The organism is Pigmentiphaga sp. CHJ604, assembly GCF_036972535.1.
In the GTDB taxonomy this organism is placed as follows: Bacteria; Pseudomonadota; Gammaproteobacteria; order Burkholderiales; family Burkholderiaceae_B; genus Pigmentiphaga; species Pigmentiphaga daeguensis.
Window position 1 is genome coordinate 1,856,043 of sequence record NZ_CP136998.1, and the last position, 15,611, is coordinate 1,871,653.

Consider the following 15,611-nt stretch of genomic DNA (forward strand, 5'->3'; position numbering starts at 1 on the left):
GGTCACTCCTCACAGCAGCACGATGCGGCCGAACTGGCCGAGGTCGCCGTTGGCACTCTTGAGCGTGTCGGCCAGCACCTGGCCGGAGAGCTCGAACTTCAGCAGTTCGTCAGTGATCACCGATAGTTCCTTGGCCGGATTGATGGCGACGCGGTAGAGGTCGATCACCACCTCGCGGTTGCCGTCGGCGGTGTTGAGCCCCTCGAAGCGGATCCAGCGCTCGGGCAGCGGCTGGGTGAACATCGCCGTGCTCTGCGCGGCGTCGAAGGCATAGTCGACCTGGAACGGCTCGACGAACGGGCCGCCGGTGGTCTTGTCGATGATGGCGAGCGAACCGTGCTTCGGGTTCAGTCTGTACTGGGTCGCGGGCAGGACCGCGGGCGTCGCCGCCGAGTCCTTCACCACCACCGAAGAGACGTTCTGCCTGGCGAGCAGGTAGAGGCTGCCCACGGTCACCGGATTGGGCAGCGCCTCGGCGGTGACGGTGCCCGAGCCATGGTCGGTGGTGGAGCCGTAGAGCGCGAGGGAAAGGTTGGTGGCAATGAGCTCCTCGAGGGTGCAGGCGAACTCACCCTTCTTGGTCTTGATGAGCTGCAGATCGGTGAGGCGCTGGCCGCTGGTGGACTCCTGGTGCTCCAGGGTCTCCACCGAGAGCGATACCTTGAGCTCGGGCACATTGCCCACGTAGGCGAGCCCCTGCGGGTTACCGAGCGCGTCGCGGGCGCCGATATAGACGCGCCCCTGTCCGGAGAAATACGGCATGGTCAGTCTCCCTTGCGTTGGGTGGAATGCGGCTTGGGCTCGGGCGCATCAAGCGGGCGGGCGACGCCCCGTTCGATGAGCCAGCGTGCGGTGGGCTCGCCGAGGTCGAGCCGATCGCCCACCGTGTAGGGCCGGCCGGCGTGGGTGTGGGGTTTGAGCAGTTCAACTGTCATCGGTGGTCTCCGGTTCGGGTCAGGTCCAGGGCATGGGTGCGATAGCGGATCTCGTAGCGGGCCGGCAGTGCGACCGCTCCGGAATCGGCGTCCTCTGGGTCCCACTCGCCGTCGATCTCGCGCACGGCGAGCGCGAGCCCGCCGAGGTTGGGAGCCATCATCAGCGCCGCATGCGCGCCGACCACGATCCGATCGGCTTGGTCGAAGGCGTCCTCATCGCGGGCGATGGCAACCAGGCGCACGGTGAGCGAGCGGTCGACCAGACCGTTGGACTGAGCGGTGATGGCGTCGGCCTCGGCGAACAGCAGCAGCGCGGGGCTCGCCTCCCGGGTGACGGGCACGGTCGGAAAGCGCAGGACCGGGACCGGGACGAGTGCGGCCGATAGGCGTGCGAGAAGCTCCCGCAGGATGCGTTCACGGATGGAGTTCATGCCGCACGTCCCTGTGCGACACCCTTACGGACGCGCTGCGGGTGTGCAAAACGCCAGTCCTGTCGTTTTGTCATCGTTGGGATCCTCAGAGGCGGGAGAGCGCGGCGTGCCGCTCGCTGCCGTCACCGACCGCACGCACCTCGCGCACCCGGTAGCCGACGGCCCCGAGCGTGACCGTGTGGCCGGCCGCCAGATCCGGCAGCGCCGAGGCTGGATAGCGCATGGCGTAGTCGGTGGAGAGCGCGAGACCGTCGAGCACGCTCTCGTCAGGTGCGAGGAAGTCCACCGCGATGCGCCGGCCCTCGAACTCGACCTCGGCGAGCAGGCCGGCGCGGGCGGCGGACGCGTAAAGGTCCTCGATGCGCATCAGAGCGTCAGCTTCACCAGCACGCCGGGGCGGTGGCACATGGGCAGCGGGTTGGACTGGGTGTGCAGGTCGGTGCCGCGGTCGAACTTGCGCGGCTCCTGCTTCGCGTAGAGCGGCTGGCCGAGGGTGTTGACCGTTTCGTTGAAGTCCGCCGGTGCGAAGTAGGTGCCGAAAGTGTCCACGGTGCCGACCGGGAAGGCGTGGGCCTCGCCCGCGGCGATGAAGCGGCGGGTGTTGCCGGTCGGATCGGTGGCCTGGCCGCGGTACTCCTCGAAGGTGAGGCCGGCGAAGCTGAAGCCGGCGCGCACATCGTTGATGAGGATGGCGCCCTGCTGCCAGTTCTCGAAGGCCTTCTCCACCTTCGCGTGGCCGGTGAGCGCGGTGAAGAACTCCGGCGAGCACAGCACGTGGATGCCGGTCATGAACTCGCCCTTGAGACCGTCCTCGATGAGGCGGGAGACCTCGTAGCACTTGGCCTTGACGTTGGTCGACGCGGTGGCGAGTTCGAAGGCGACCGCCTGCGGCGTGAGGCCGAACTCGCTGAGGAGGTCGTAGATGACGCTGCCGTCCGCATCGAGGATCTGGCCCTTGAGCGCGCCCATGCGCAGGTGCTCCAGGGTGATCGCGTGCTTGTTGCGCATCGTCTCCAGGTGCCGGGCCATGACGCCCGCCACCGCCTCCAGCTCGGTCTCGGAGCCGAAGGCGCGGATCCCCTGGACCTCCTCGGGCAGCACCACATCGTCATGGGGGATGTGCGGGATGACGAAGGAGCGCAGCGTGCGCTTGCCGCGCTCGCCCACGGTGCCGGGTGTGCCCGGCGGTTTGGTCGGCAGCAGGTTCAGGCGCCCGGCGTACTCCTCGACGATGATCTGGCGGGTGCGCACCGGCTTGGGCGGGAAGATGCTCAGCTGCTCCAGGCGGCCGTAGCGGTTGGGGATGAGGTTGAGGGCCGCCGTGAGGCTCGCCATCGAGAAACCGGGGTTGTCGAACGGGTTGTGCATTTTTGGGTTCTCCCAGAAAGACGACCAATTCGTCGGGAACGAATTGGCGCGTAAGCCCCGAAGGGGTGAGCCCCAGGGACGGGGCGAACAAACCCGCCGAGCGGCGGGTTGCGAGAGTGGACGGATGTTCGTGTTAGGCGGCGTCGCGCACCAGGATGCCGAGGGCGGCGAGCTGTGCTTCGGCCGCCGCCTTCTCGGCCGGCGCGATCGTGTCCGGCCAGACGAGCGCGCTGCGCGCGACGATGGCGTGGCGGGCGATGAGGATCGCATCCTCGTGGTCGATCAGCGTGGCGTCGGTGTCGGCCGCGAGCACCCCGATCGCGTTCTCGGTGCCGTCGGTGGCGGAAGGGTCGAGCGCGGCGCACTTGCCGTCGGCGGTGCGCTTGCCGAGCACGGTGCCGAGCAGGAGGTTCCGTCCGGCGGCGACCGTGCCCGCATCGCGGGAGTAGAGGTTGGGCGCCTCGTATTTCAGCAGGTCGCCCAGGTTAGGACGCTGGGTGATGGCGGGCATGGCTTACTCCTTGTGAACGAGCTTCTTGACGGCGGCGACGATGGGCGAGCCCTCCGGCCGGGTGGCCTCCTGCGTGCCCGCCTCGGCGGTGATGGTCGACCGGATCGGCGCATGGTCGGAGCGGGCGGCGCGTTCGGCACACAGCAGCCGGCGCACCTCGGGTTCAAGCGTGCCGGCGGCGATGAAGTCGGCGGCCCGCTCCGGGCAGCCGGCGATGAGACACAACTCGGCGATGGCCTGCGCCGATTGGCCGGCCTCGCGGCGGGCTTGCGCGAGCAGTTCGGTGGCATCAGGGGCGCCAAGGGTTTCCTGCGGTTCGTTGTCCATGAGCGGCTCCAATGGGTAGGGCGCCCCCTGTCGAGACACTGCCCGAGTCGGGGGCGCCTTGCGGCCTCGGGAGCGAAGATGGGCGGAGAACTTGGCCAGCGTCGCCTCGAGCGTGCCGATCCCGTCGGCCAGCCCCGCCTCGATCGCGTGCGGGCCGAAGTAGAGAGCGGCCTCGGTGGCACGCACGGCCGGCTCCGGCAGGTGGCGCATGGCCCCGACGTGGGCGACGAAGAGGTCGTAGAGGCGGTCCACCTCGGCCTTGAGTTCGTTGCGGGCGGCGTCGGTGAGCGGTTCGTGGGGCGAGAGGTCGTTCTTGTGGGTCCCCGCGGTGATGGCCGTGTAGCGGTAACCCTCGGCGGCATCCTTCACCGACTGGTCGATGTGCAGTGCGATCACCCCGATCGAGCCCACGCCGCCGGTCTCGGTGACGACGAGCCGGTCGCTCGCGCACGCGATGGCGTAGGCCGCCGAGAAGGCCGCGTCATTGGCCACGGCCCAGATCGGCTTCACGGCGGCGGCCTCGCGCACGCGCCGGGCCAGATCGAAGCTGCCCGAGGCTTCGCCGCCGGGTGAATCCACGTCCAGCAGGATGCCGGCCACCCCCGGGTCGGCCAGCGCCGCCTCCAGCATGGCGGCGATCTCCTGGTAGCTCGTGAGCCCCGAGGCCGCTTCCAGACCGAGGGTGCGCTTGACCAGCGTGCCGTGGATCGGGATCACCGCGATGCCTGCGGCATCCGGGACGGCGGGGCGGGCGGTGGGCACTGCCGCCAGCGGCTCAGGGAGCGTCGTACTCGCCAGCTCCAGGCGTGGGCCCAGGACGGACAGGATCACGTCGAGCTTGGCGCGCTGGACGAGCAACGGCGTCCCGAAGATCCGGGAGGCGAGATGGGGCAGGAGCATGGTTGTCTGATACCCTGAGGGCTGACTACAATTGTGGTAACCGTTTCGAGGAGAGTGACATGAGCGTTTCCGTCCGCATCGACGACACCCTGGTCGAGCAGGCCCGCACGGCGGCCAAGGCCGAGTTCCGCACGGTGCAGGGGCAGATCGAGTTCTGGGCAAAGGTCGGCCGCGCCGCCCTGGACAACCCCGACCTGCCGGCGAGCTTCATCGCCGAGAGCCTGATCTCCCTGGCCGAGCCGCGCGAGGAGGCCACGCCCTTCGTGCCGCGTAGTCGCAAGTGAGCTGGGAGGTGCGGCAGACCCGCCGCTTCGCCCGCGCCTATAAGAAGCTCCACGACAACGTGGCCGCCGAGGTCGACGCCGCGGTCGAGGTCGTGGCCGCCGACCCGGATCTCGGCGAGCAGAAGAAGGGCGATCTCGCCGCGCTTCGGGTCTACAAGTTCCACTGTCAAAACCAGCTCTGGCTGCTCGGCTACACCCGCGATGACGGGGTGCGCCTGGTCTATTTCGAGGCGGTCGGCCCGCACGAGAACTTCTACCGCGACCTCAAGCGCTGATTACTCACTCCGACGACTCCGCGACCGCCGATTGGGGGGCCGGGCCCTTGTCGTGTCGCGGGTCGGAATCGAACACCAGGCCCATCCGATCGGCGCGCTCGGTGTCGGCGGCGATCTCCCGGTCGACCTCTTCGGCGTCGTAGCCGTAGGAGGCGATCGCCTCCGAGCGGCTCATCAGGCCCGCGCGGATGGCGAGCTTGAGGGCGTTGAACTCCTTCTGCGGGTCGACCCACTGCCAGCCCTGGGGGATCCACTTGGCGCCCTGGTACTCGCGCCGGCGCCGGCCGTAGCCGGGCAACGCGAGCGCCCCTTCGAGCACCGCCTGGTCCATCCAGGCCCGCCAGATCGGCCGGCACAGCTGATGGACGATGACGCCGTGCTGGATCGCCTCGCAGCGGCGGCGAAACTCCAGCAGTCCTGCGCGGATCGAGGAGTAGTTCACCTGGGTCAGGTCGCCGGTGAGCATCTCGTAGGTGATGCCCATCGCGGCGGCCACGGCGCGAAACTGCTGGCGCATGAACTCGGCGTAGGAGCTGCCGACATCGGCGGGCGCCGAGAACTTGATGTCCTCGCCGGGTTCCAGGATCTGCAGCGTACCGGGCTCCAGGCCCGCGAGCGCCACGCCCTGGGCGTCGGCCAGCCCCTCGCCCATCAGGTTGTCCTCGGGGGCGAGCCGGGTGATGAAGCCCGCGAACATGGCGGCGGTCTTCTTGCGCACCAGCTCGGCATCGTCGTACTGGTCGAGCTCGTTGAGCTTCACCAACGCCCGCGCGAGCCACGGCTCGCCGCGGATCTGCCCGGGGCGCAGCGGGCGAAACAGGTGGACCACCTCGTCGGCCGGCACCCGCACGGTGTCGATCCCGCCCGCGCCGGACATGGGCGCGAGGGCGCCGTCGTTCGGGTGGGCGCGGTAGAGGTGGTAGGCCACCCGCCGACCCAGCCGGTCGAACTCGATGCCGGCGCGAATGAGGTGTCCGTTGGGTAGATCCCGGTTCATGGTGAGCGGCAGGTGTTCGGCCTCCAGCACCTGCACCTGCAGCGCCACCGGCAGACCGTCCTCGGCACGGCGCCAGCGCAGCCGCACGATGGCCTCGCCGCCCTCGCACATCGCCCGGCAGGCGAGCGCCTGCAGACCATAGAAATCAGTCAGTCCGGCGGCATCGGCCTGCTCGCACCAATCCCGCCACAGGGTGTGGACCGCCTCGCGCAGGGTGGCGTCCGCAATCATCGACTGCGGCTTGATGCCGGTGCCGATGGCATTGGCCACGAAGGCCTCGACGCCGGCGGCGGCCCAGGCGTTGCGGCGCACCAGGTCGCGGCTCTTGGCCCGCAGACTCTCTTGCGTCGAGGCGAGGGCCGCCACTGCGCCGGGGTTCCCCACCGCCCAGGCCAGGGTCCGCCGACCCCGTCCCGCGCCATCGTAGATGGGCGTGGTGCCGAGCAGCCGGCGTTTGATACTGCCGATCCAGCCCACCGATCAGAATCCCTTGCCGGTGGTCACGCGGATCTGGCGCGGCGCGCGCGGATACAGGCCCGTGGCCACGGCGTCCTCGTGCATCGCGGTCTCGACCTCGGCGATGGCCGCCTTCAGTTCGTCGACGGTGCGGTACTCGACCGTCTTGTCGCCGAAGGTGACGCGCTTTTCGCCTTTGGCCAGAGCGTCGCGCAGGGCCTGCAATTGGGCCTCCGTGTAGCTGCTCATCGGTAGACCACCAGGTTGATCTCAGTGCTGTTGGCGAGCGAGCCGGCGGCCGAGACAAAGGCCATGTCGAGGGTTTGCACAGTCACGGACGGTTGGTCTTGAAAGGGTTCAGGTGAGCCAGCGGCTGCGGATCACGTGCCGGCCTGTTTTCGTGGTTCCAGAAGCACCAGGGCCACCGCGTGGGGTGGCCTCAGGAGCTCGTTCAATGCTTGTTTCGTTGTCGTCGGGTGGCGGTAGCCCGAGCTGGCGTTCGAGCTCACGCCAGTGGCGGTCCTCGAAGCGGTCGAGCCCCGCGGCGGCAGCCGCGGCGCGGGCGTAGACGTAGCAGTCGAGCGCCTCGTTGCGTTCGCGCAGCTTCTGCCACTCGCGCGCCAGATAGCCGTTGCGGTCGCGCCGGGTGACGAGCTGCTCGGCGCACAGCTGCTGCACGAACTCGGCGTCGATCCGGGGCAGATGGACGTAACCGGCCGGATAGACAGGCGTCACCCCGTCGTCGGCCACCTCCGCGCCCTTGCGCAGGTTGTTGTAGAGCTCCAGTTTGGCGATGCCGGTGGCCACCGCGAACACCTTGATGCCGCGGCGCAGCTTCTTGCCGCCTTGTGAGACATCGACCGCCGTGGGCGTACCGATCAGGGCTGCCCCGCGAGGGACGCCTTTGACCGCCATCACCCGCGCGTCGCGGCAGGCGCGCACGAAGGCGTAAGCCTCCTGGGTGGCAAAGCCGGTATCGAGGGCAAGGCGCGCGAGCGGCAGCTGCGCGCCGCACTCGTGCCTCCAGGTCTCGCCCAGCACTCCCGCCAGCGCCTTCCACACCGCATCGCGCGCCGTATCGCCCATCAGCACCCGGTGCTCGATGAGCCAGCACGCCTTGCCGCGGCCGAAGGCCCACACCGATACCTCGATGCGGTCCTTCTGCACATCGGCACCGGCGGTGAGCAGCAGGCCCCCCGCCGGGACACTGCCCGCTTGGTAACCCTCGCGCCGCTCCAGCAGCCGCTGCCAGTCGGGCGCTTCGCCTTCCTCGACCCAGGTCTCGCCCAGCTCGGTGTTCTTGAAGGTCTTGATGGCCGAGGCCGATTTGCTCTCCGACATCGCCGCCGATTCCCACGCCGCGGCGATGTCGCGCCAGGAGCGCCAGCCAAGCGGGCTGTAGAGGCTGGAGAGGTGAAAGCCAGCCGTCTTGCCGGCATTCTCCGGCGCGAGAGCCCGCCACTCTCCGTGCTCCAGCATCCAGCCTTTGTGGTGCTCGGGGATCGGCCGCTCGCAGGCCTCGCACACATAGGCGGCGGTCGCGGGCTGTCCGCGCTCCCAGCGCAGCTGCTCGAAACGCAGCCATTGGCGCGCACCGCAGTGCGGGCACGGCACGAAATAGCGACGCTGATCGGAGGCGGCGTACTCGCGCTCGATGCTGCTCGCCCCGGCAATGGTCGGGGTGGAGACGATGAGGAGCTTGCGTCGTGCAAAGGTGCGGGTGCGCGCCTCGGCCAGCGCGATGGCGTCGCCTTCGCCCTCGACATCCAGCAGGTAGCCGTCGACCTCGTCGAGAAAGAGGTAGCGCACCGGCATCGAGCGCAGGCCCACCGCCGAATTGGCGCCGGTCATCACCAGCACCCCGCCCTGGAACTCCTTGGTGAGGATGGTGTTGCCGGAGTCGCGGCTCCTCGCTGGCGCGATTCGCTCGGTCACTGCGGGCGTCTCCTCGATCAGGGCGTCGATGCGCTGCTTCGAGGCACGCTTGGCCATTTCCACCGTGGGCCACACCGCCATCATCGGCCCGGGGGCGTGGTGGATGACGTAGCCGATCCAGTTGAGCCCCAGCTCGGTGCCGCCGACCTGTGCTCCCTTCATGAACACCACCCGCTCGATGGGCGAGGTCGGCGAGAGGCAATCCATGATCGCGCCCAGGTATGGGGTGCGGCTCGTGCGCCAGCGCCCGGGCTCAGCCGAAGCGCGGCTGCCGAGCACACGGTGGCGGTCGGCCCACTGCGACACCGTGAGCAGCGGATCGGGCGTGAGCCCCTCGCGCCAGGCCCGTTCGACTGTCTCGGAGCCGTCGTAGACAAAGCCGTCCATCACAAATTCGTCGGGAACGAATTTGGACGCGCGCCAGCGCGCCCGTCAGGGTGAAACACAGGGACGTGTTTCATCAGTCGATGCGGGGGCGCAGCTCGCCCAGCTCCTGCAGGTGCTCGCGCACGGCGGTCTCCAGGGCGACGTGCAGGTCGTGGGCATCCACGCCGAGGCGTGCGGCCAGTGTCGCCGACACCCGCGCCGGCCAGTTGAGCCAAGCATCGCGCTCGGCGCGGGCGAGGGTGAAGACGTGGGCGACGGCCTGCGAGCGGTCAACCAGCTCGCCCTTGAGGCGCGCCAGCCGCACCTTGTTGGTCTGGGCCTTGACCACCTCGTTGACGGTGCGCGCCTGCAGCAGCGAGGTGCCGCCGGCGGGCAGTCCCGTACCGAGGCTCGGGGCCGGCTCCTCCGGCACGCGCACCTTCGCGGCTTTGGCGCTCGTTCCCTCCTTGAGCGGCTCGGAGTTCCTTGCCCAGTCGCGGTCGGCCTTGTCCGGATCGATCGTGCCGTCCGCCTCGGGCGTGATGCGCCCGGCGCGAATGGCCTTGTGTACGGCGGTGTCCGACACCCCACGGTGGCGGGCGTAGGCGCGAATCGACAGTCCCATGGTCTCCATCAAGCATTGGCGCCGTCCTGCTCGAATTCCGCTTGGCTTCTCTCGGGAACAGCGCGTTCATGTCATCACCATCAGCGACACCCCGAGGAGAGGTACATGGACAAGCAAGCCGAGAAGGACATCGACCATCAGCTGCGCCAGATCGCGCTGAACCACCTGTTCATCGACACCCTGGAAACCCGCAACAGCGACCGGCTGGACTTCCACGAGGTCAGCGTCTGGGCCGTCAAGAGCGCCTTGATGGCCGCCTACCAGGCGGGCCGGCAGGCCGCGCGACAGGGCTGAGAAAGCAGCGGAAGGCGCTTGGCTTCTGCAGCAAACAGCGCCTTCATATCGCCACGATTGACGACCACGAAGGAGCATTGCCATGAAACTGACCGACACCCAAAGCTTCGTCCTATCTGCCGCCGCCGATCACCCGGAGTACCGCGTCGAGCAGTTCCCCGAGAACGTCAAGGGCGGCGCCCGCGCCAAGGTACTGGCGGGGCTGTCGGCCCGCGGCCTCATCCGCCAGGAGGGTGAGCACCCCGTCCTCAGCGACGAGGGATTTCGTGCCATCGGCCGGGAGCGCTCGGCCCCGGTAACGACCGATTTCGAGGCGGAAGTCGCCGCGGCCGAGACCGCCTGGGCCAAGCCGGAAACCAAGCCTCGCCGCACCCGGGAGGGCAGCAAGCAGTCGCGGATCATCGAGGCGCTGAACGCCCCCGGTGGGATCACCCTGGCCGGGCTCATCGCCCTCACCGGCTGGCAGGCACATAGCGTGCGCGGGGTGCTGGCCAATCTGAAGCGCGCCGGCGTGCCAGTCACCTCGACCAAGGAAGGCAACGAGCGGGTCTATCGCATCGCCTGAAGAAAGAGCGTGAACTCGCTTGGCTTCTCTCGGCCGCAGCGCCTTCATACAGGTGTCAACACAATCACCTGAGGGATCGCGATGAACGTCACCCAGCCGGTCAAGAAAGGCGACAAGGTGTCCTACCACATCAAGCGCCGCACCAGCGCGGCCGATGCCCCCGAATCCGGGATCCGCGACGGCTGGTGCAGCGTGCGCCGGGTGGGCACCGTCAAGGGTCGGCGTGACGGCAAGGTTGTCGTCCAGCATGCGGACCACACCACCGACCTGGTACACGAGGCCGATCTGTACCTCCTCGGTTAACAGGGGATCGAATGAGAGCCAAGCCGAGCTTGGCTTCTCAATCGAACAGCGCCTTACTACAGGTCAGGTGTCGCCACCCAATCCGAAGGAGCCCACGATGGACACCAACACGCTGATCCCCGCTACCCGGAACACCGAATGGGGCTTCTGGGGCACGATGACCAAGCAGGCCGAAGCGGCCTGGCCGATCGCGATGAGCGCGATCGCACAGGCCACCGGCGAGCCGCTCGAGTCGGTACGGGCCTTTCTCGACAGCCGCTATGGCCGCCACTTCGCAGACGACGTCTTGAACGAGATGCACGCCGGCCGCGCCCTGGCGGAGGCGATCCCCGCCGCCACCCGGCGCTGGATGAGCTGGACGATCGGGCGGCGCACCAGCCGCGACTACGGCATCCCGCGCGGGCTGCCCTATCTCACCGGGTTCGTGGTCCAGACGGCGATCGATGCCGAGCTTGCCGCGTGAAGCGCGCCAGTCGCAAAGGTGCCGCCGCTCGGCTTGGCTTCGCAATCGAACAGCGCCTTACTACAGGTACAGCAGCAATCGACCGACGGAGCCCACGATGAACAACGCGATCCGCAACCACCGCAACTACGATGCAGACGACTACGCCTACCTGGCCGCGAAGGGCTGGAGCGACGCGGAGATCCTGGCGCGTTGGGACCAGGAGGCCGCCCGCGGTAACGGAGCCTGTCGCTGGCAGGGCGAGGTTGCCCGCGCCAAGCTTAAGGCGGTGAGGGATCGGCGCTGAGCGCCGCCTCGCCAAAGGTCGTCCCATCGGACTCGCGGGTGGCCACCTCGCCCGTCCATTCCTGCCAGCGGCGCACGATCACATCCACGTACTTGGGGTCGAGTTCGATCAGGCGCGCGGCGCGTCCCGCCTTCTCTGCGGCAATGAGTGTCGTGCCCGAGCCGCCGAAGGGGTCAAGCACGGTATCGCCCGGGCGGCTGGAGTTGCGGATCGCCCGTTCCACCAGTTCCACCGGCTTCATGGTCGGGTGCAGGTCGTTCTTGGCGGGCTTCTTGATCTGCCACACGTCGCCCTGGTCGCGGTCACCACACCAGTGGCGGTTCGCTCCCTCGGGCCACCCGTAGAGGATCGGCTCGTACTGACGCTGGTAGTCGGCGCGCCCGAGGGTGAAGGTGTTCTTGGCCCAGATGATGAAGGTCGACCAGTGGCCGCCCGCGGCGCGAAAGGCCGCCTGCAGGGTATCGAGCTCGCTCGATGACATCGCCACGTACACGGCGCCGCGACAGTGGGCGAGCAGCAGTGCCATCGCGTCGTAGAGAAAGTCGTAGAAGCCTTCGCCCAGCGCGTCGTTGAGGATGGGCCGGTGCTTGCCCCGCAGCTTGTCCTTGGCGCTGTTGGCGTAGTTCACGTTGTAGGGCGGATCGGTGAAGACCATGTCCACCTTCTCGCCGCCCGGCAGCAGCAGCGCGTAGGCCTCCGCCGTGGTGGCGTCGCCACAGACCAGGCGGTGACGGCCAAGCAGCCACACATCCCCCGTGTGGCAAACGGGCGTCTGCGGCGCCGCGGGCACCGCATCGTCGTCGCTGTTCCCTTCCTGCTCGGGCTCCTCGCCGGCGAGGAGCTCGGCCAGATCGTCCGCATCGAATCCGGTCAGGTCCAGATCGAAGTCATCGTCCTGCAAGGCCTCGAGTTCGATCCGCAGCAACTCCTCGTCCCAGGTCGCGTGCTCGGCCAGGCGGTTGTCGGCGATGACGAGGGCCCGCCGCTGCGTAGCGGTGAGGTGATCGAGCACCACGACCGGCACGGTCGCAAGCCCCAGCTTGCCGGCGGCGGCCAGGCGTCCGTGACCGGCGACCAGCACGCCGTCCGCGCCCACCAGGCAGGGATTGACGAATCCGAACTCGGCGATGGAGGCGGCGATCTGCGCGACTTGCTCTGCCGAGTGCTGACGGGCGTTGCGCGCGTAGGGCAGCAACCGCTCGGTGGGCCAGTGCTCGATGCGCTCGGCCAGCCAGTTCATGGCGCACATCCCTGTGCGCCACCCTGACGGGCGCCCTGCGGGCGTGCAAAACGACTCTCCTGTCGTTTTGTCATGCGATCGCCTCCGTAGGCTCGGCCAGCCGCTCGGCCGCCACCTCATCGAAGGTTTGGCCCGTTGCCGCGAGCGTCGGGACGATGTCCGGATGGTGCTGATGCCAGCGGCGCAGCGCCACGTCCACATACGCCGGCGCCAGTTCGATGGCGCGGGCGCGCCGGCCGCTCTCTTCGGCTGCCAGGATCAGGGTGCCTGAGCCGGAGAACGGCTCGAGCACGATCTCGTGTGGGTCGGTGTAGGCCTCGACGACGAACCTGGGCAGGCCGATCGGGAACACCGCTGGATGATCGATCCCCTCACCAATACGACCTCGCTGGCGCGTCACCGCGATGACCGAGTCCGGAATGCGAAACGCCTGCGTAGGCTGCCCGGCGTGGTTCCACTCGCCGACCGTCCCGTCCTTGCCGCGCATCGCGGTGGAAGATCCGTCCGCGCGCAGGTGCGTCTCGTGGCCGGCCCACTTGCACGGCACGGTCTTGTTGGGCTTGCGCGCCTCGCGGTTGAAGTGGAAGACGAACTCGTGGCGCGGCGCGAGCCGTCCGGCCCAGTCGCCGGGTACGGTCACCGCTTGGTCCCACACGTACCAGCCGAAGCGTCGCCAGCCTTGGGTGCGCATCCATTCGATCCAGCCGTTCCAATACGGTTGCCACTCGCCCTCGCGATGGACGAGCCCGAGGTTGACCAGGACCTGTGCGTCGGCGCGTAGTGCGAGGCTGGCGGCGCCGAACACGCCCTGCATGAGGGCGTCCCAGTCGGTGATGCCGCCGGTGGTGTAGTCGCGTTGGTTGGCGTAAGGCGGGCTGGTGAACAGCAGGTGCGCCCGCTCGCCGTCCATCAAATGCGCAATGGCCGCTCGATCGGCGCTGTCGGCGCAGATGAGCCGGTGCTCGCCCAGCAGCCATAGGTCGCCCGGGCGTGTCACCGCTACCACGGGCGGTGTCGTGTCGTCCGCATCCGCCTCGGTGGCCACGTCCGGATCCGTGTCCGCGGGCGCGTCCTCGTCCTCGATGCGGTGGAGCAGCCGTTCGATCTCGGTCGCGTCGAAGCCGGTGAGATCCAGGTCGAAGCCGGCCTCGGCCAGCTCCGCGAGCTCCAGCGCCAGCATCTCCTCATCCCAACCGGCATCAAGCGCCAGGCGGTTGTCGGCGATCACGTAGGCCCGTTTCTGTGCGGGCGTGAGGTGGCCGAGCTCGATCACCGGCACCTGGGCGAGCCCCAGCTTGCGTGCCGCCGCGAGCCGCCCGTGCCCGGCGATCACGCCGTTGGTGCCGTCGACCAGGATCGGGTTGGTCCAGCCGAACTCGGCGATACTGGCCGCGACGCGGGCGATCTGGGCGTCGGAGTGCGTGCGCGGGTTGCGCGCGAACGGGACCAGTGCCTCGATCGGGCGGTACTCGATGTGGAGGGTGCCGGTGTCTTGCATGGCCCAAATGCAAACGGCCCGCACGCGAGCAAACGCGTCGAGCCGTCTGGAATCTCGGATTATGGAAAGGCCCGCGGTGACGGGCCGTCGATGGGGTGCAAACCTGCAAACCCCGCAAACCTCGGTTTGCGGTCGGACGCTAGAAAAGCGCCGCGCTCGCGCCCCCCGCATGGCTCGGTGCCCGGGAAGGACCCGTGGCAATCCGCGTTCGTGGGCGAAGTCCAGAAACGACGAAGGCCACCGGTGGTACGGTGGCCCTCTGACGCACTTCGCTCGCGAGATTAGCTGCAATCCTAGCCAAAAACGCCGGAAATGTTGCGCTTGCTTTTTGCCGCTCACTTCGCAGCGATCCGCAGCGGTTCGCATGGACACGCGCCGCCTGCAAATTACCCGCAGCGTCTATCACGTAGCGATGCAGCGGGCTCGTTCAACTGCGCGACGATCTTCGCCAGGGCCGCCTCCCAGCGCCGCCACGCCGTCGTGCGGTCGCAGCCAAACCGGCAGCAAATCTTCTTCCACGGGTAGCGCTCGGCCCGCATCCAGACGAGGTGGCGTTGCTCCAACTCCAGCCAGGAGACCCAATGCATGGTCTCCAGCATGCGCTCGACGGCCTCTGGATCGGGTGGAAAGCGGTAGGTCACAGTCTCCGCGCCGAGATTCTCCCAGGGCATCCGTTTGATCGCGGGCCAGGTGTTGAAGTAGCCCTGGACACGCACCGGTGGGAGCCGGTGTGCGGTGCTGGCCGCCTCGCGGAAGCGTTCCGCGACGCGCTCGGTCGTCCACTCAGCCATGGCGTCGCTCCCTCGTTCCGTAGAGGCGCTCGCCGATCTGTCGCACCAGTTCGTGTTCCGTCCAGTCGAGCCGATCGTCGTCCGGTGACACGACGAGGATGTGCTGGTCGCGCCAGCCGCGTCGCTTCACCGCTTCCAGGTCCGTGACTTCGGGTTGCAGCTTGGCCAGCGGGCAGCGGTAACGCGGGTTCGGGATCTTCATGTCACACCTCCTGCGTCGCGATGGCCCAGCGCAAGATGGCCAGGGCATCGGCCTCGTTGTCGTCGGCCGGATCGAAGCCCAAGGCTCGGACGGCGGCGATCACCGCGTCCTTGCCGGCGTTACCCTTGCCAGTGATGTGTTTTTTGATCGTGCCGACCGGCACGCCCCGGTACGGAATCTGGTGGTGCTCACACCAGGCCGTGAGATGCGCCATGAAGCCGCCGTAGGCGTGGGCGGCGTCGACCCCGACGTGGCGGCGGACCTCCTCGAAGTACACCGCATCGATGCCGTCCGCCGATTGCTTGATCTCGGTGAGCCAGCGCTTGAAGCGCAGGTAACGCATGCCGCCGCCCTCGAAGCGCTGGGGCTTGAAGAACTCCGAGCCGCTGGTGATGGAGCCGTCGCGTCCGAGCAGCGCCCAGCCGGTCCGGGTGCCGAGGTCGAGGCTCAGGATCGCCGCAAAGGGTCCTCGGCTCCGACCGCCCAAGCTGAGCAGACCCCTTCGGGTCGGGGGAGAGGACACGACGTGGTCCTCTCCCCCCGAAGGGGGGAGGGAGTT

General features: G+C 68.4%; 23 protein-coding genes. 7 read left to right on the forward strand and 16 right to left on the reverse strand.

Translation table 11 applies throughout. The features are described 5' to 3' along the window. Positions 1-9 precede the first annotated feature (9 nt). From R4823_RS08925 to R4823_RS08955, 7 genes are all read right to left on the reverse strand, one after another. A complete protein-coding gene (locus R4823_RS08925) occupies positions 10-762 on the reverse strand; it encodes a hypothetical protein (RefSeq protein ID WP_338618330.1) in 753 nt (250 codons plus the stop codon). Between the two features lie 2 nt (positions 763-764). Continuing rightward, positions 765-935: a hypothetical protein gene (locus R4823_RS08930; protein ID WP_338618332.1), complete on the reverse strand. Its 171-nt coding sequence runs from the start codon at positions 933-935 to the stop codon at positions 765-767. After that, a complete protein-coding gene (locus tag R4823_RS08935; protein WP_338618334.1) occupies positions 932-1,366 on the reverse strand; it encodes a hypothetical protein in 435 nt (144 codons plus the stop codon). The genes R4823_RS08930 and R4823_RS08935 overlap by 4 nt, the downstream gene beginning before the upstream one ends. Positions 1,367-1,451: 85 nt before the next feature. Further along, on the reverse strand, positions 1,452-1,733 hold the full coding sequence (locus R4823_RS08940; protein ID WP_338618336.1) for a hypothetical protein: 282 nt from the start codon (positions 1,731-1,733) through the stop codon (positions 1,452-1,454). Beyond that, entirely contained in the window at positions 1,733-2,734 is a 1,002-nt protein-coding gene (locus tag R4823_RS08945) for a major capsid protein (RefSeq protein WP_338618339.1), read from the reverse strand. Before R4823_RS08945 ends, R4823_RS08940 begins: the two co-directional genes overlap by 1 nt. Before the next feature lie 133 nt (positions 2,735-2,867). Next, entirely contained in the window at positions 2,868-3,245 is a 378-nt protein-coding gene (locus R4823_RS08950) for a head decoration protein (protein ID WP_338618342.1), read from the reverse strand. A 3-nt stretch (positions 3,246-3,248) separates the two neighbouring features. After that, positions 3,249-4,472, reverse strand: coding sequence for a S49 family peptidase (locus tag R4823_RS08955; RefSeq protein WP_338618343.1), 1,224 nt, complete (start codon positions 4,470-4,472; stop codon positions 3,249-3,251). Between the two features lie 59 nt (positions 4,473-4,531). Between R4823_RS08955 and R4823_RS08960 the strand changes: the two genes are divergently transcribed. Both R4823_RS08960 and R4823_RS08965 read left to right on the forward strand, forming a co-directional pair. Then, a complete protein-coding gene (locus R4823_RS08960; RefSeq protein ID WP_338618345.1) occupies positions 4,532-4,756 on the forward strand; it encodes a ParD-like family protein in 225 nt (74 codons plus the stop codon). Then, a complete protein-coding gene (locus R4823_RS08965) occupies positions 4,753-5,031 on the forward strand; it encodes a type II toxin-antitoxin system RelE/ParE family toxin (protein ID WP_338618347.1) in 279 nt (92 codons plus the stop codon). Before R4823_RS08960 ends, R4823_RS08965 begins: the two co-directional genes overlap by 4 nt. Positions 5,032-5,035: 4 nt before the next feature. Here the strand turns inward: R4823_RS08965 and R4823_RS08970 are convergent, their stop codons facing one another. The 4 genes from R4823_RS08970 to R4823_RS08985 all read right to left on the reverse strand — a co-directional run bounded on the left by R4823_RS08970 (position 5,036) and on the right by R4823_RS08985 (position 9,410). After that, entirely contained in the window at positions 5,036-6,505 is a 1,470-nt protein-coding gene (locus R4823_RS08970) for a phage portal protein (RefSeq protein ID WP_338618348.1), read from the reverse strand. 3 nt (positions 6,506-6,508) lie between these two features. Beyond that, a complete protein-coding gene (locus R4823_RS08975) occupies positions 6,509-6,733 on the reverse strand; it encodes a hypothetical protein (RefSeq protein WP_338618349.1) in 225 nt (74 codons plus the stop codon). Between the two features lie 108 nt (positions 6,734-6,841). Next, on the reverse strand, positions 6,842-8,806 hold the full coding sequence (locus R4823_RS08980) for a phage terminase large subunit family protein (protein WP_338618351.1): 1,965 nt from the start codon (positions 8,804-8,806) through the stop codon (positions 6,842-6,844). 73 nt (positions 8,807-8,879) lie between these two features. Beyond that, positions 8,880-9,410: an elements of external origin gene (locus R4823_RS08985; protein WP_338618353.1), complete on the reverse strand. Its 531-nt coding sequence runs from the start codon at positions 9,408-9,410 to the stop codon at positions 8,880-8,882. Between the two features lie 105 nt (positions 9,411-9,515). On the opposite strand from R4823_RS08985, the gene R4823_RS08990 reads away from it, so the two are divergent. The 5 genes from R4823_RS08990 (at position 9,516) to R4823_RS09010 (ending at position 11,321) form a co-directional block, all read left to right on the forward strand. Beyond that, the gene (locus R4823_RS08990) at positions 9,516-9,704 is read left to right on the forward strand and encodes a hypothetical protein (protein ID WP_338618354.1); all 189 of its coding nucleotides are present in this window, start codon (positions 9,516-9,518) and stop codon (positions 9,702-9,704) included. A gap of 82 nt (positions 9,705-9,786) precedes the next feature. After that, the gene (locus R4823_RS08995; RefSeq protein ID WP_338618355.1) at positions 9,787-10,269 is read left to right on the forward strand and encodes a DUF3489 domain-containing protein; all 483 of its coding nucleotides are present in this window, start codon (positions 9,787-9,789) and stop codon (positions 10,267-10,269) included. Positions 10,270-10,350: 81 nt separating this feature from the next. Continuing rightward, positions 10,351-10,572 carry a hypothetical protein gene (locus R4823_RS09000; protein WP_338618356.1) on the forward strand — a complete coding sequence of 74 codons (222 nt, stop codon included), beginning with the start codon at positions 10,351-10,353 and terminating at the stop codon, positions 10,570-10,572. Between the two features lie 97 nt (positions 10,573-10,669). Then, the gene (locus R4823_RS09005) at positions 10,670-11,035 is read left to right on the forward strand and encodes a hypothetical protein (protein WP_338618357.1); all 366 of its coding nucleotides are present in this window, start codon (positions 10,670-10,672) and stop codon (positions 11,033-11,035) included. Positions 11,036-11,132: 97 nt separating this feature from the next. Continuing rightward, a complete protein-coding gene (locus R4823_RS09010) occupies positions 11,133-11,321 on the forward strand; it encodes a hypothetical protein (protein WP_338618359.1) in 189 nt (62 codons plus the stop codon). On the opposite strand, the gene R4823_RS09015 is transcribed toward R4823_RS09010, so the two are convergent. The 5 genes from R4823_RS09015 to R4823_RS09035 form a co-directional block, all read right to left on the reverse strand. Then, positions 11,296-12,561: a site-specific DNA-methyltransferase gene (locus R4823_RS09015; protein ID WP_338618361.1), complete on the reverse strand. Its 1,266-nt coding sequence runs from the start codon at positions 12,559-12,561 to the stop codon at positions 11,296-11,298. The two genes, R4823_RS09010 and R4823_RS09015, sit on opposite strands and share 26 nt — an antisense overlap. Positions 12,562-12,631: 70 nt before the next feature. Beyond that, a complete protein-coding gene (locus tag R4823_RS09020) occupies positions 12,632-14,059 on the reverse strand; it encodes a site-specific DNA-methyltransferase (protein WP_338618362.1) in 1,428 nt (475 codons plus the stop codon). Positions 14,060-14,445: 386 nt separating this feature from the next. Further along, positions 14,446-14,850 carry a DUF6362 family protein gene (locus tag R4823_RS09025; RefSeq protein WP_338618365.1) on the reverse strand — a complete coding sequence of 135 codons (405 nt, stop codon included), beginning with the start codon at positions 14,848-14,850 and terminating at the stop codon, positions 14,446-14,448. Continuing rightward, on the reverse strand, positions 14,843-15,052 hold the full coding sequence (locus tag R4823_RS09030) for a hypothetical protein (RefSeq protein WP_338618367.1): 210 nt from the start codon (positions 15,050-15,052) through the stop codon (positions 14,843-14,845). The genes R4823_RS09025 and R4823_RS09030 overlap by 8 nt, the downstream gene beginning before the upstream one ends. A 1-nt stretch (position 15,053) precedes the next feature. Continuing rightward, on the reverse strand, positions 15,054-15,506 hold the full coding sequence (locus tag R4823_RS09035; protein ID WP_338619144.1) for a hypothetical protein: 453 nt from the start codon (positions 15,504-15,506) through the stop codon (positions 15,054-15,056). Positions 15,507-15,611: the final 105 nt, after the last annotated feature.

Excerpts from the sequence above, each read along its gene's own strand:
- R4823_RS08930 (WP_338618332.1), bottom strand. The coding sequence starts at position 935 with ATGACAGTTGAACTGCTCAAACCCCACACCCACGCCGGCCGGCCCTAC.
- R4823_RS09005 (WP_338618357.1), top strand. The coding sequence starts at position 10,670 with ATGGACACCAACACGCTGATCCCCGCTACCCGGAACACCGAATGGGGC.
- R4823_RS08955 (WP_338618343.1), bottom strand. The coding sequence starts at position 4,472 with ATGCTCCTGCCCCATCTCGCCTCCCGGATCTTCGGGACGCCGTTGCTC.
- R4823_RS08975 (WP_338618349.1), bottom strand. The coding sequence starts at position 6,733 with ATGAGCAGCTACACGGAGGCCCAATTGCAGGCCCTGCGCGACGCTCTG.
- R4823_RS08945 (WP_338618339.1), bottom strand. The coding sequence starts at position 2,734 with ATGCACAACCCGTTCGACAACCCCGGTTTCTCGATGGCGAGCCTCACG.
- R4823_RS08940 (WP_338618336.1), bottom strand. The coding sequence starts at position 1,733 with ATGCGCATCGAGGACCTTTACGCGTCCGCCGCCCGCGCCGGCCTGCTC.
- R4823_RS09000 (WP_338618356.1), top strand. The coding sequence starts at position 10,351 with ATGAACGTCACCCAGCCGGTCAAGAAAGGCGACAAGGTGTCCTACCAC.
- R4823_RS08925 (WP_338618330.1), bottom strand. The coding sequence starts at position 762 with ATGCCGTATTTCTCCGGACAGGGGCGCGTCTATATCGGCGCCCGCGAC.
- R4823_RS09025 (WP_338618365.1), bottom strand. The coding sequence starts at position 14,850 with ATGGCTGAGTGGACGACCGAGCGCGTCGCGGAACGCTTCCGCGAGGCG.
- R4823_RS08980 (WP_338618351.1), bottom strand. The coding sequence starts at position 8,806 with ATGGACGGCTTTGTCTACGACGGCTCCGAGACAGTCGAACGGGCCTGG.
- R4823_RS09010 (WP_338618359.1), top strand. The coding sequence starts at position 11,133 with ATGAACAACGCGATCCGCAACCACCGCAACTACGATGCAGACGACTAC.
- R4823_RS09020 (WP_338618362.1), bottom strand. The coding sequence starts at position 14,059 with ATGCAAGACACCGGCACCCTCCACATCGAGTACCGCCCGATCGAGGCA.
- R4823_RS09015 (WP_338618361.1), bottom strand. The coding sequence starts at position 12,561 with ATGAACTGGCTGGCCGAGCGCATCGAGCACTGGCCCACCGAGCGGTTG.
- R4823_RS08935 (WP_338618334.1), bottom strand. The coding sequence starts at position 1,366 with ATGAACTCCATCCGTGAACGCATCCTGCGGGAGCTTCTCGCACGCCTA.
- R4823_RS08995 (WP_338618355.1), top strand. The coding sequence starts at position 9,787 with ATGAAACTGACCGACACCCAAAGCTTCGTCCTATCTGCCGCCGCCGAT.
- R4823_RS08985 (WP_338618353.1), bottom strand. The coding sequence starts at position 9,410 with ATGGGACTGTCGATTCGCGCCTACGCCCGCCACCGTGGGGTGTCGGAC.
- R4823_RS08960 (WP_338618345.1), top strand. The coding sequence starts at position 4,532 with ATGAGCGTTTCCGTCCGCATCGACGACACCCTGGTCGAGCAGGCCCGC.
- R4823_RS09030 (WP_338618367.1), bottom strand. The coding sequence starts at position 15,052 with ATGAAGATCCCGAACCCGCGTTACCGCTGCCCGCTGGCCAAGCTGCAA.
- R4823_RS08990 (WP_338618354.1), top strand. The coding sequence starts at position 9,516 with ATGGACAAGCAAGCCGAGAAGGACATCGACCATCAGCTGCGCCAGATC.
- R4823_RS08950 (WP_338618342.1), bottom strand. The coding sequence starts at position 3,245 with ATGCCCGCCATCACCCAGCGTCCTAACCTGGGCGACCTGCTGAAATAC.